Genomic DNA, 12,699 nt, shown 5'->3' with positions numbered 1-12,699 from the left:
TCTACTTAATTTTCAATGCAATCGACTTGACAACTTTACATACGAAATTATTATAATTTTGGATGTCAATATAAATATTCTCGCTAGGGTTATTTTTGTGGAGAATAATCATCTGCGCCGGCATATCACTCTCAAATTCCATACTGGGACTTGTGGTAGGATCCTATCATTTAAGTCAGGGGTTTCATTCTCTGGACAAGAACATACGATGGATAACTGCTTCTTCCAGAGTTACATCCAGTTGATCAACATTTGCTTCCAAGAATAGTTGGAAAGGGGTCTTTTTCGTAAATCCAATCGCATTCTTAGACACTATTTGCTTTTATTTATAATGATAAAAACCTCTAAAAAGAGGCTTAATATATTACTGCTTATCAGTACAATATTATTTTTAGCAACAGCTCAGGATATTAGCTTGGTTGATAACCGTGAAAATAGCAATCGCTGTCTATAATCTGATGATCTTGATCAAAATCAATATTCAACTGTGTTTTGGAAGCATTGACAAAAGATATTTTAATACTCCCATCTATACCATATAGATCATTATCTGTATAAGACATTATGTATTTATTGGTAGTTTCCTGAAAATTGATTCCTCTAATTTTAGCAGCATTATTTGGTAAATTTGTATTATTAATAATATGTTTCCGTTGTTGTCTAATGTCTTAATTCCCCTGCCAAATAGTCTCTATTATACTCTAATTCATCACTGTATACATTAGTCATCTTTGTAAAGGTTATATAAATAATTTTATTATTCCATGTTCCCTTCCATATTCCTTCATATGCAGTAAATTCATTATTAGTGTCCTTTTCATAGGAATTTTCAGGAATTTCTATAAAGTTTCTTAAAGGATAAGTTTGTGCTTTACAGCTTATTGAAATAATTATAAGTAGTAATAAAAAAGTATTTTTCATAATGGTATTTTTTAAATTAAGGACAAGGTGTTTCTTTTACAGAATTGGGTGAAGCGGGATCATATTCTATTTTACTTTAGAAGTAGGTGTTACCCTGTATACATCCAATCCGGGTTTGTTGATTTTTTCTTTCATAAATTTAGTGAAAATCTTCTCTATACCTGCCTGTGTCACATTTTCATTTTTATCATAAAATCTTTGAAAATTTTTTTCGTAATCTGCTTGAAGGATTTCCCATTGATCATAATTAATAGACCCGGGATAGTTTGTACCGCTATACATCAACATATAATTTCCTCCAGATGTAGTAACCAGAGAATAGGCGTTCGCATACGTTCCGGTATACTGCATAGATTCACGGATAAGTATGTTAACAAAAGTCTGTATATCGGTAGGAGAAGGTACTTTTACAGGAGTTCCGACATTGCAGCTTTCGTTATTGTGGGTATGCATAAGTCCACCCATACCTTCTTCAAAACTTGGCAAATCTCCATCTGTAGAGCAAGCGGAAATATCTACATCTACAAAGGCAGGAGGAGTATTAGTGCCTACAGTAGGATAACGCATATAAGCAGCCAGTTCACGATTGAGATCAAAAACATTTTCACTTGAAGGACTTGTTTTTGTCAGTTTATCATACTTTTCTGTAAATTTAGTATTGGTAAACCATTCTTTTATTTTAGCACAAGGGTTATTTCTCACAGGCAAATTGGGTGTGTGGGTATTCCGACAGGACATCCGTTCTCATCCGTCAATCCTGCATGCAGAGAGGTAGAAGGTGTAATTTCACATGGCGGATCCGTAGGATAAGGGTTCGGGTGAGGGGTGCCGTCGCATCCACCACCTCCTCCCGGGTTTTCTGTCGGAGTTCCGGGTGACGGCAGAGGATAAATGTAACTTTATAAAGGATCATCAGGACCTGTGCATACCATGGCAACAATCATGTATTGTCTGGGCGGAGAGCCTCCCTCGGCACTCCAGTTGCAGCCTCCCCAAGAACCTACGTTACCCGCATGATGATCGCCTGTATAGCAGGAAATAAAGACATTAACATCCTGAAAACCGCATGATTGCTTAGCCAAAGGGTTACTGAATGTTCCTTTTGCCAGTTCGGCGATGTTTACTTTCCCTGTTCTGTCTACATAGTTTCCCGCAAGGATCATCTGTTTTTCCTGCTCTGTAAACTGATAAGAAACCAAAAACTTTTATAGCTTCCGTTTGGCAGCGGAGAAAGCAAAAGGTTTTCTATGGGTGCATCCGCAGGAGCATTTTCTCTGATGATATTAAATGTATAGGTATGATAATCCGGTCCGTTTTCTATGTAGATCACATCATCGGTATTTATAGAAACTCCGTTTCCGTAATTGACAATTTTCCCTTGTGCATTGTGTTTCGTAAAATCTTTGATCCCAACCTCTGCTTTCTTGAGCTCAGGAAGAAGTTTTGCTTTGTGTTTAGATTCATTAATAGAAATTCTTTTGGAAGTGAGCTGAAATGCGCTCGTGTTGTGGTAGGTTTCTTTCTCGGAGAGAATATCCTGTCGACAGTATTGGGAAGATAGTGCGACGACTATCATGAGGCAGAGCCTGAGAAATAGATTTTTTTTCATAACATTTTGTTTTAAGAAGTTAAATATATAAAATAATTCTGCAACAAATATCATAAAAGAATGAATAAATTTTATACAAGTTTGGTTGTAAAATACCTGAACCTTAGTTGTTTTTTTCAATTTTTAAGTACTCTAGCATAAAATTTACAAGATGACTTTGGGAACCAAACTCAACAAGCTTAGAACAGGGCGCAATCTCACTCAGGTGCAGATTGCAGAAAAACTGCATATCTCACAAAATGCGTACAACAAATGGGAAAGCGACAGGGCAAAACCCGCCATGGAAAACCTGATGAAGATCGCAGATTTTTATGAAACGGATGTGTATGACTTATTGGATGAGACACCAATTGTACAAAACAACACCGATAGAGCTGTTGGAAATATTCATAATAACAATACTGTTACAATTAATAATTCTTTTTCAGAAGAACTGATCGAAAGCATTATTAAAAATCAGCAGGATATTACCAATCTGGTAGAGTCTCAAGTAAGCTGATCGAGAACCTGCTGAAAAAGTAAGACAAATAAAAGAATAAACAGTTCTACCTATTTCTATTAAGTAAAATATTGTCTACTGTCACATTATTATAACCTCCATTGAATGTAAAGTTTGTCATTCCGTAGGAATCTCAGCAATGTTTTGAAGAATAAAATTTAGATTCCTACGGAATTACAAAAATGATCTTTAATTTTAAACCTTGCTTAAAGCAAAAACTGCCCGTATCAGATGATACGGGCAGTTTATATATAACTATTGAATTACTTCAATTTTTTCTTCACAGATACTTCTTCGTACACTTCAAGAATATCGTTCTGTTCGATATCGTTGTAGCCTTTCAGGTTTAATCCGCATTCGTAGCCTTTTGTAACTTCTCTTACATCGTCTTTGAAACGTTTTAAACTTTCCAGCTCACCATCGAATTTCACAATACCGTCTCTCAGCAATCTAACTTTAGACTGTCTCGTTACTTTTCCGGTAAGAACCATACAACCTGCAATAGTACCGATTTTAGAAATCTTGAAGACTTCACGGATCTCTACATTACCGATGACCTGCTCCTGAATCTCCGGAGAAAGCATTCCCTCCATCGCTTCTTTTACCTCATCAATTGCTTTATAGATTACAGAATATGTTCTGATTTCAATTTCTTCACGGTCTGCCAAATCTTTTGCATTAGCACCGGCTCTTACATTAAATCCGATGATAATTGCATCTGAAGCTGCTGCCAAGTTGATATCAGATTCAGTGATCTGTCCTACCCCTGAGTGAAGAATGTTGACACTGATCTCTTCTGTTGATAATCTCTGTAACTGGTCTGAAAGAGCTTCTACTGAACCATCCACGTCGCCTTTCAAGATAATATTCAATTCCTTGAATTCTCCTAAAGCAATACGTCTACCCAATTCTTCAAGCGTCGTATGTTTTTTGGTTCTGATAGAAAGTTCTCTCTGTAACTGCTCTCTCTTGTTAGCGATCGCTTTACCTTCACTTTCGTCTGCATACACTCTGAACTTGTCACCAGCTGTTGGCGCTCCGTCTAATCCTAAGATTGTTGCCGGAATAGAAGGTCCTGCTTCTTCAAGATTTTTTCCTCTCTCATCAAGCAAAGCTTTTACTTTACCATGGTTTTTACCTGCTACTACATAATCTCCAACTTTTAAAGTTCCGCTTTGTACCAACATGGTTGCTACATAACCTCTACCTTTATCTAGTGAAGCTTCAATGACAACACCTTGCGCAGCACGTTCAGGATTTGCTTTTAATTCAAGCATTTCTGCCTGCAGCAATACTTTCTCCAATAAGGTATCCATATTGTTACCCATTTTAGCAGAAATCTCCTGCGCCTGTACGTTTCCACCCCATTCTTCAACTAAAATATTCATTCCTGAAAGCTGTTGACGGATGTTATCCGGGTTTGCATTTGGCTTATCTACCTTGTTGATCGCAATAATCATTGGTACACCCGCAGCCTGTGCATGAGAAATAGCTTCTTTTGTTTGAGGCATTACATCATCATCCGCAGCAATTACAATAATAGCAATATCAGTGATTTGTGCACCTCTTGCTCTCATAGCGGTAAAGGCTTCGTGACCCGGTGTATCTAAGAATGTAATTCTTTGTCCGTTTTCCAACTGTACATTATAAGCACCGATATGCTGAGTAATTCCTCCGGATTCACCTGCGATAACGTTGGTCTTTCTTACGTAATCCAATAATGAAGTTTTACCGTGATCAACATGTCCCATTACTGTAACAACAGGCGCTCTTGAAACAAGGCTTTCTTCAGTATCGATATCTTCTTCAGAATCTGTATCTTCAAGATCAGCATCCGAGAATTCAATTTTAAATCCGAATTCGTCAGCTACCAATAATAAGGTATCAGCTTCTAATCTTTGGTTCATGGTAACCATTACCCCAAGAGAGAAACAAGCAGAAATCACTTCAGTTGCACTTACATCCATCAAACTTGCCAATTCTCCGACAGTGATAAATTCTGTAACTTTTAATGAAGTATCTCTTGCATCTGCTTCCTGCTGACGCTCATCTTGCTCTCTACGGTAAGATCTTTTATCTTTTCTGTGTTTAGCAGATTTAGATTTACCTCCTTTATTGGTTAGTTTTTCAAGAGTTTCCTTGATCTGGTTTTTAACCTGCTCATCTGTTAATTCAACAGGCATGGTTCTTTGCCCCGGTCTGGTGTTATTTCCAAAACGGTTTCCACCAGCTTGACCTTGACCAGCCGGACGATTTTGTCCACCTTGTCCCGGAGGTCTGTTTCCTTGAGGCTCCGCCCGGACGGTTTTGACCGCCTTGTCCCGGAGGTCTGTTTCCTTGACGGACCACCTTGCCCCGGAGGACGGTTTCCACCTGGACCATTTTGACCTTGAGGACGGTTTTGTCCTCCTTGATTATTTCCACCTTGTTGGTTTGGACCAGTATTCTGGTTTGGACCACCCGGTTTTTCGATTCTTTTTCTTTTCTTTCTTGGCTCCGGAATTTGGCTTCGGCGCAAACTGCGTTAAGTCAATCTTTTCGCCAACAATTTTTGGCCCATCCAATTTTTGATAAACCGTTTCGATTTTCTGAGATTCCTGAGGCTCTTCAGCTACAGGTGCTGGTTTTTTTTCTTCCACTTTCTCAATAGGTTTTTCAACCGGTTTTGGTGTTTCTTTTACCGGCTCCACAGGTTTTACCACTGCTTTTACCTCTTCCACTTTTGGTTTATCTTTTTTTGCAGGTCTGTTTCTATTTCCCTCAATCTGAGACAAATCGATTTTGTCCAACACTTTAAATTCCTGCTTTTCAGGTGTTGGTTTAGTTTCAGAAACCACTTTTGGTTCTTCTTTCGCCGGTTCTTTCACTTCTTCAACCGCCTCCTTTTTCTCCTCAACAGGAGCAGGAGTTGGAGCAGGAATTTCTTCCACAGCTTCAGGTTTTTTAGGTTCCAAATCAATTTTACCTAAAATTCTGGTTTCTGGTTTATTAGCTTTAGCTCTTATTACTTCAGGTGTTTTCTTTTCTTCGATTTCCAGTTTTTCTTCCGGAACTTTAGATATAACCACCTCATGGGAAGCTTTACGCTGTTCGCCGTCTTTGGCAAACTCAGCTTCCAATGCAGAATATGCCGCTTCTTCTAATTGAGCGTTAGGATTGTTTTCAACCACGATATCTTTAGACTGTAAAAATTCTACCAGTCTCGACATCGATATATTGAATTCCTTAACCGCTTTATTTAATCTTATTTTTGGCATCTATATTATTTACTGTTTTTTTAATTCTTAAAATTAAAGTATTCTTTTACTATTTTAAAATTTAATCTAAATTTTAATCTTCAAATTCTGCTTTCAGAATACTTTTTACGTCATTGATTGTTTCCTCTTCCAGGTCAACCATTTTTAACAGACTTTCTGTATCCTTATCCAGAACTGATTTTGCAGTCGTAAGACCTACTTTCTTAAACTCATCCAAAATCCACTGCTCGATATCGTCATTGAATTCTCTCAAATCAACGTCATCATCTTCGCTGGCTTCTCTGTATACGTCAATTTCGTAACCTGTTAACCATGAAGCCAATCTGATGTTTTGACCTTGCTTCCCGATCACTTTAGAAATCTCTTCAACTGGAGTATAAACCATTGCATAGTTTGTATCCTCATTGATGTCAATTTTATTGATGGTAACATTTCCTAAAGCTCTCTTTACCAATATTTCAGGGTTGTTTGACCACTGAATTACATCTATATTTTCGTTTCTTAGTTCTCTTACCACACCATGGATTCTTGATCCTTTCACTCCCACACAAGCTCCTACCGGATCTATTCTGTCATCATACGCATCAACAGCGATTTTTGCTTTTTCTCCCGGAATTCTTACTGCTTTTTTAAGAATAATCGTTCCGTCCTGAATTTCAGGAATTTCTAATTCCAATAATTTCTCCAGGAATTTCGGAGCTGTTCTTGAAATGATAATTTGTGGTTTAGAACCTTTAAAATCAACAGATTCTACAATAGCTCTGATGTTTTCGCCTTTTTTGAAGAAATCAGAAGAAATTTGATTTTCTTTTGGCAGGATAAATTCATTATCCTCATCATCCAACAAGATCACATGCTTGTGACGGATGTGGTGAATTTCTCCTGTTACAATTTCTCCGATTTTATCTTTAAACTGCTCATAAAGCATCGCATTGTTATGTTCCTGCAATTTCGTAGCCAAAATTTGCTTCAGGGTAAGGATGTTTCTTCTTCCCAACTGAGCCACCGGAATTTCCATTGTAAAATCTTCACCTACTTCAAAAGTCGGGTCAATTTTCTTCGCTTCAGTGATTTCGATTTCCAAATCATCATCTTCAGACATCTCGTCTTCAACAATGGTTTTATTTAAAAATATCTGAAAGTCACCCTTATCAGGGTTTACAATGACATCAAAATGATCATCAGAGTCGAATCTTTTTCTTAAAAGAGTTTTCAGAGAATCCTCAATTATTGCCATAAGATCAATCTTACTGATGCCTTTTTCGTCTTTAAAATCACCAAAGGATTCAATCAACGCTATATTATCCATTTATCTTTTTTTCTTTAATTAAAATTTAACTACTACCAATGCTTTCTTGATCTCAGAGTACAAAATATCTTTTTCCTCTTCCACATCAACTTTACCTTTACCGATATCTTTCGGTTTACGGTAACGAAGAATCAGTGTGATTTTTTCATCATCTACATTTGCCAATTCTCCTTCTATTGTTGAAGAATCTTGCAGCATTACTTCTATTTCTCTTCCTAAGTTTTTATTAAACTGTCTTGGCATCGTCAAAGGTTCGCTCAGTCCTGCCGACATTACCTGAAGGCTGAAATCATGCTCATCACGATCTGCATTGAATTCTATTGCTCGGCTTGCATCCAGACAATCCTGCAAAGTCACCCCATTATCACCATCCAAAATTACAGTCACATCGTCTGCTGCAGAAATCTTTAAATCAATAAGAAATAAATCCTCTCTCGTCTCAAGGAAAGTATTTAATAATGTTTCAATATTTTTTCTAAACTCCATATATTTATTATCATGGTCTATCTGTACGAAAAAAGGCTTTCTTGCGAAGCCTTCTCATTTTTCCGTAAATCTTATGCAAATATAATACATTTTTATAAAATAAACAAATACTGTTCATAATCAATTGAATAAGAATTTAAAACTCAATCCGTTAAAATTAATTAAATTTTATGATTATTTAATTTCTAAACCAAAATTATATATAAATATCAATCATTACAGACAACTTATTACTAATTTAAAGAACCATGAAACAATTTTTAGTATTTTTGTCAAGAATTTTTTAAAAACATATATTTTGAATATTACGATAGTAGGAACAGGCTATGTAGGATTGGTGACGGGCACTACCCTTGCAGAACTTGGAAACTCTGTATATTGTGTTGATATTGATGAAAAAAAAGTAACGGACATGAAAAACGGGATTGTGCCTATTTATGAGCCCAATCTTGAAGAAATGTTCCTCAGAAATATACAGGCAGAAAGACTTTTTTTTACAACCAATTTAAAAGAAGCTTTAGATAAAAGCGAAGTCATTTATCTTGCCTTACCTACACCTCCTGGTGAAGATGGCTCTGCGGATCTTTCTTACGTGTTACAAGTTGCCAATGATATTGGTGAAATGATAACTGAATATAAAGTGGTGGTTAATAAAAGTACAGTACCCGTAGGAACCGCCGACAGAGTAACAGAAGTTATTGCTTCGAAAACTCAAATCCCGTTTGATGTAGTTTCAAATCCTGAATTTTTGCGTGAAGGCTTTGCTGTTGAAGATTCTTTGAATCCTGCGAGAGTAGTAGTAGGATCAAGCTCTGAGAAAGCAAAAGATATTATGACTCAGATCTATCAGCCATTTACCAATACCGGAATTCCTATTATATTTATGGATGAGAAATCATCTGAATTGACGAAATATGCCTCCAACTCATTCTTGGCTGTGAAAATCACTTTTATGAATGAAATTGCCAACTATTGCGAAAAAGTGGGTGCCGACGTTGATAAAGTGAGACTTGGAATGGGGAGCGATGACAGAATCGGTCATAGATTTTTGTTTCCAGGGATCGGATATGGCGGAAGCTGTTTTCCGAAAGATGTAAAAGCATTAATCAGATCCGGAAAGGATGAAGATTTTAATTTTCAGATTCTGGAAGCAACAGAGAACGTTAATATTTCTCAAAAGGTTATCTTGGTGTCTGAAATCGAAAAATACTTCGGAGGAAATATTAAAGGTAAGAAGATTGCTGTTTGGGGACTCGCCTTTAAAGCAAATACTGATGACATCAGAGAAGCATCTTCTCTAGATAATATAAATTTATTGTTACAAAAAGGAGCGAAGGTTACTGCTTATGATGCAATAGCAGAAAAAAATGTTCAGAAAATTTTGGGCGACAGTATTGAATATGCCAAAACAATGTACGAAGCATTGGAAAACGCTGACGCATTGTTTATCGCTACAGAATGGCCGGAATTTAAAAATCCTAACTTTAAAATGATGGCCGAAAAAATGAATAATAAAGTTATTTTTGACGGAAGAAACTTATATCCGCTTGAAACTCCTGAGCAAAATGGATTTTTTTATAAAAGTATCGGAAGAAAAACAGTTGGCAAGTAGCAGATCGCTTCAATTAAAATTTAATTAAAGTCATTCATTTGGCAAAATATATACAATGAAAAATATCATCATCACAGGCGGAGCAGGTTTTATCGGTTCTCACGTTGTAAGAGAATTTGTTAAAAACAATCCGGATTCTAAGATTATTAATCTTGACGCTTTAACGTACGCCGGAAATCTTGAAAATTTAAAAGACATTGAAAACGAGCCCAATTACGTTTTCGAAAAAGCTGACATCACAAAACCGGAAGAGCTAAGAAAGGTTTTTGAAAAATACAATCCTGATGCAGTGGTACATTTAGCAGCAGAAAGTCATGTTGACAGAAGTATTACAGATCCGAACGCATTCATCAACACGAATGTCAACGGAACTGCTAATCTTCTTAATCTGTGTATCGAATTTTGGACATTAAACCCAGATCATACCCACGGAAGATTTCCTAATGAGCCAAGAAAAAACTTGTTTTATCACGTTTCAACAGATGAAGTATACGGAAGTTTAGGTGAAACAGGATTTTTCTTAGAAACCACACCTTACGACCCGCAATCACCATATTCTGCAAGTAAAGCTGCTTCTGATCATTTGGTAAGAGCATATGGAAATACTTACGGAATGCCATTTATTTTGTCAAACTGTTCAAATAACTATGGTCCAAATCACTTCCCGGAAAAGTTGATTCCGCTTTGTATTTCGAATATTATCAATGAAAAACCTTTGCCAATATACGGTGACGGAAAATATACGAGAGATTGGTTATTTGTAATAGATCACGCTAAAGCAATTTATCAGATTTTTAACGAATCAAAAACAGGAGAGACCTATAATATCGGAGGTTTTAATGAATGGCAGAATATTGATCTGGTAAAAGAACTTATCAAACAAATGGATGAAAAGCTTGGAAATCCTGCAGGACATTCAGAGAAATTAATCACTTATGTGAAAGACAGACCTGGTCACGACAAACGCTACGCAATTGATGCTTCGAAACTTAATAAAGATTTGGGCTGGAAACCGTCTGTTACTTTCGAACAAGGACTAGGAAAAACAATCGACTGGTTTCTGGAGAATAAAGAATGGCTGGAAAACGTAACTTCCGGAGATTATCAAAAATATTACGACGGACAGTATAATTAATATAAATCACCGAATTAATGAAAGGAATTATTTTAGCAGGCGGCTCAGGAACAAGACTGTATCCACTGACAATTGCCGTAAGCAAACAACTGATGCCGGTTTATGACAAGCCGATGATCTACTACCCGCTTTCTACACTTCTTTTAGCCGGAATTAAGGAAATCTTAGTAATTTCTACACCCCATGATATAGATGGTTTCAAAAAATTATTAGGTGACGGCTCTTCTATCGGCTGTGATATCTCTTATAAGATACAACCTTCACCGGATGGTCTGGCTCAGGCTTTTATTTTGGGTGAAGAATTTATCGGTGATGATTCCGTGGCTTTGGTATTAGGAGATAATATATTTTATGGTGCCGGTTTACCACAGTTGTTGGCAAGTAAAACCAATGTAAAAGGCGGTTGTGTTTTTGCGTATCAGGTGGCTGATCCGGAAAGATACGGTGTAGTAGAATTTGACGAAAATCTTAAAGCGGTGTCTATTGAAGAAAAACCTTTGGAGCCGAAATCTAATTTCGCAGTTCCAGGATTGTATTTCTATGATAATTCTGTAGTAGAATATGCTAAAAACCTAAAACCCTCACCAAGAGGCGAACTTGAGATCACAGACATCAACAAAATTTATCTTGAAGAAGGGAAATTAGAAGTTGGCGTTATGAGCAGAGGTACCGCTTGGTTAGATACCGGAACTTTTGATTCTTTACACGATGCCTCAGAATTTGTAAAAGTTTTGGAGAAAAGACAAGGTTTCAAAATATCCTGTATTGAAGAAATTGCTTATAAAAAAGGATTTATTAATGAAGAGCAACTCTTAGAATCTGCCAAAAAATATGGAAAAAGCGGTTATGGAGAATATTTGAAAAAGCTTGTGAATAAATAACTAACTTTATAATAAATTTAAAAAACTATTGACTGTAAAAGTCAATAGTTTTTAGATGAAAAATTTTTCATCCGGCTAAAAAAGCTCTATTTCAATTAATTTATTATAAATTTGCAAAAACACAACAAATGAATGAACCACAACAAAAGTGGACAGAAACTATTGAAGATAGCCATTCTTTATTTGACCTAAAGCTCAAAGAAGTATGGAGGTATAAAGATCTTGTTTACATGTTTGTAAAAAGAGACTTTGTATCTAGTTTTAAACAAACTGTTTTGGGACCGGTCTGGTTTTTCATCAATCCTATTTTAACAACAATTGTATATCTCATAGTTTTTGGCAAAATTGCCAATCTTTCCACAGATGGTGCCCCGCCAATACTTTTTTATCTCGCAGGTGTTACTTTATGGAATTATTTTTCCGGTTCGCTTACCGGTACTTCTTACACTTTTGCCGGGAACGCAGGAATTTTTGGAAAAGTATATTTTCCAAGATTGGTTACTCCCATTTCTATTGTTATTTCAAATTTGATGCGTTTTGGAGTTCAATTTATACTTTTTATACTGGCTTGGTTGTACTATCTAACAAAAGGAGAAGCACATCCTAATTGGTGGGTTTTAGCAACACCTTTTTTAATTATTTTGATGGCATTATTTGCATTGGGTGTAGGAATGATTTTTTCTGCACTTACTACAAAATATAAAGATCTCAATATGTTATTAGGCTTCGGAGTGAGCTTATATATGTATGCAACACCTGTAATTTATCCGGTTTCCTCTTTGTCAGGTGTTTTCAGGAAACTGGCGTACTATAATCCTCTAACCGGCATTTTTGAATGTTTTAAATATGCCTGGATAGGCGTTGGAGATTTTTCTCCATTTATGTTAGGAATAAGCACCATCATCATACTTGTTTTATTATTGATCGGTGTTATCATATTCAATAAAGTCGAAAAAACTTTTATGGATACCGTGTAATACAATGTATGCT

Annotated in this window: 12 protein-coding genes and 1 pseudogene; 5 read left to right on the top strand and 8 right to left on the bottom strand. The window is 36.3% G+C overall.

Going from position 1 to position 12,699, the window contains the following annotated elements:
* Positions 1–410: 410 nt before the first annotated feature.
* The 5 genes from ACZZZA_RS06385 to ACZZZA_RS06365 all read right to left on the bottom strand — a co-directional run bounded on the left by ACZZZA_RS06385 (position 411) and on the right by ACZZZA_RS06365 (position 2,530).
* Positions 411–563 (bottom strand): hypothetical protein, encoded by a 153-nt coding sequence (locus ACZZZA_RS06385; RefSeq protein WP_463430352.1) that lies wholly within the window; start codon positions 561–563, stop codon positions 411–413.
* A 97-nt stretch (positions 564–660) separates the two neighbouring features.
* On the bottom strand, positions 661–921 hold the full coding sequence (locus tag ACZZZA_RS06380) for a DUF6705 family protein (RefSeq protein WP_463430351.1): 261 nt from the start codon (positions 919–921) through the stop codon (positions 661–663).
* A gap of 66 nt (positions 922–987) precedes the next feature.
* Positions 988–1,623 carry a hypothetical protein gene (locus ACZZZA_RS06375; protein WP_463430350.1) on the bottom strand — a complete coding sequence of 212 codons (636 nt, stop codon included), beginning with the start codon at positions 1,621–1,623 and terminating at the stop codon, positions 988–990.
* A gap of 197 nt (positions 1,624–1,820) precedes the next feature.
* Positions 1,821–2,084, bottom strand: a complete 264-nt coding sequence (locus ACZZZA_RS06370) for a hypothetical protein (RefSeq protein WP_463430349.1) — start codon at positions 2,082–2,084, stop codon at positions 1,821–1,823.
* On the bottom strand, positions 2,081–2,530 hold the full coding sequence (locus ACZZZA_RS06365; protein WP_463430348.1) for a hypothetical protein: 450 nt from the start codon (positions 2,528–2,530) through the stop codon (positions 2,081–2,083). The genes ACZZZA_RS06370 and ACZZZA_RS06365 overlap by 4 nt, the downstream gene beginning before the upstream one ends.
* A gap of 151 nt (positions 2,531–2,681) precedes the next feature.
* Between ACZZZA_RS06365 and ACZZZA_RS06360 the strand changes: the two genes are divergently transcribed.
* The gene (locus ACZZZA_RS06360; RefSeq protein ID WP_463430347.1) at positions 2,682–3,029 is read left to right on the top strand and encodes a helix-turn-helix domain-containing protein; all 348 of its coding nucleotides are present in this window, start codon (positions 2,682–2,684) and stop codon (positions 3,027–3,029) included.
* 263 nt (positions 3,030–3,292) lie between these two features.
* Here ACZZZA_RS06360 and infB read toward each other — a convergent pair.
* From infB to rimP, 3 genes and pseudogenes are all read right to left on the bottom strand, one after another.
* Positions 3,293–6,286: pseudogene (gene infB / locus ACZZZA_RS06355) on the bottom strand (translation initiation factor IF-2).
* Positions 6,287–6,359: 73 nt separating this feature from the next.
* Positions 6,360–7,595 (bottom strand): transcription termination factor NusA, encoded by a 1,236-nt coding sequence (gene nusA / locus ACZZZA_RS06350; RefSeq protein WP_463430346.1) that lies wholly within the window; start codon positions 7,593–7,595, stop codon positions 6,360–6,362.
* An 18-nt stretch (positions 7,596–7,613) separates the two neighbouring features.
* Entirely contained in the window at positions 7,614–8,081 is a 468-nt protein-coding gene (gene rimP, locus ACZZZA_RS06345; RefSeq protein ID WP_463430345.1) for a ribosome assembly cofactor RimP, read from the bottom strand.
* Positions 8,082–8,379: 298 nt separating this feature from the next.
* Here rimP and ACZZZA_RS06340 point away from each other — a divergent pair, with 298 nt between their 5' ends.
* The 4 genes from ACZZZA_RS06340 (at position 8,380) to ACZZZA_RS06325 (ending at position 12,686) form a co-directional block, all read left to right on the top strand.
* A complete protein-coding gene (locus tag ACZZZA_RS06340; protein ID WP_463430344.1) occupies positions 8,380–9,693 on the top strand; it encodes a UDP-glucose dehydrogenase family protein in 1,314 nt (437 codons plus the stop codon).
* A 55-nt stretch (positions 9,694–9,748) separates the two neighbouring features.
* Positions 9,749–10,828, top strand: a complete 1,080-nt coding sequence (gene rfbB, locus ACZZZA_RS06335; protein ID WP_463430343.1) for a dTDP-glucose 4,6-dehydratase — start codon at positions 9,749–9,751, stop codon at positions 10,826–10,828.
* Between the two features lie 17 nt (positions 10,829–10,845).
* Positions 10,846–11,709, top strand: a complete 864-nt coding sequence (rfbA, locus tag ACZZZA_RS06330; protein ID WP_463430342.1) for a glucose-1-phosphate thymidylyltransferase RfbA — start codon at positions 10,846–10,848, stop codon at positions 11,707–11,709.
* A gap of 128 nt (positions 11,710–11,837) precedes the next feature.
* The gene (locus ACZZZA_RS06325; protein WP_463430341.1) at positions 11,838–12,686 is read left to right on the top strand and encodes an ABC transporter permease; all 849 of its coding nucleotides are present in this window, start codon (positions 11,838–11,840) and stop codon (positions 12,684–12,686) included.
* Positions 12,687–12,699 lie beyond the last annotated feature (13 nt).

The organism is Chryseobacterium sp. AC405b (assembly GCF_979258685.1).
The sequence above is the reverse complement of the archived record's forward strand: the minus strand, read 5'-3'. Positions and strand labels throughout refer to the sequence as shown.

Coding starts and splice junctions, on each gene's coding strand:
- ACZZZA_RS06385 (WP_463430352.1), bottom strand. CDS start 563: ATGTCTTATACAGATAATGATCTATATGGTATAGATGGGAGTATTAAA.
- ACZZZA_RS06380 (WP_463430351.1), bottom strand. CDS start 921: ATGAAAAATACTTTTTTATTACTACTTATAATTATTTCAATAAGCTGT.
- ACZZZA_RS06370 (WP_463430349.1), bottom strand. CDS start 2,084: ATGATCCTTGCGGGAAACTATGTAGACAGAACAGGGAAAGTAAACATC.
- ACZZZA_RS06365 (WP_463430348.1), bottom strand. CDS start 2,530: ATGAAAAAAAATCTATTTCTCAGGCTCTGCCTCATGATAGTCGTCGCA.
- ACZZZA_RS06360 (WP_463430347.1), top strand. CDS start 2,682: ATGACTTTGGGAACCAAACTCAACAAGCTTAGAACAGGGCGCAATCTC.
- nusA (WP_463430346.1), bottom strand. CDS start 7,595: ATGGATAATATAGCGTTGATTGAATCCTTTGGTGATTTTAAAGACGAA.
- rimP (WP_463430345.1), bottom strand. CDS start 8,081: ATGGAGTTTAGAAAAAATATTGAAACATTATTAAATACTTTCCTTGAG.
- rfbB (WP_463430343.1), top strand. CDS start 9,749: ATGAAAAATATCATCATCACAGGCGGAGCAGGTTTTATCGGTTCTCAC.
- rfbA (WP_463430342.1), top strand. CDS start 10,846: ATGAAAGGAATTATTTTAGCAGGCGGCTCAGGAACAAGACTGTATCCA.
- ACZZZA_RS06325 (WP_463430341.1), top strand. CDS start 11,838: ATGAATGAACCACAACAAAAGTGGACAGAAACTATTGAAGATAGCCAT.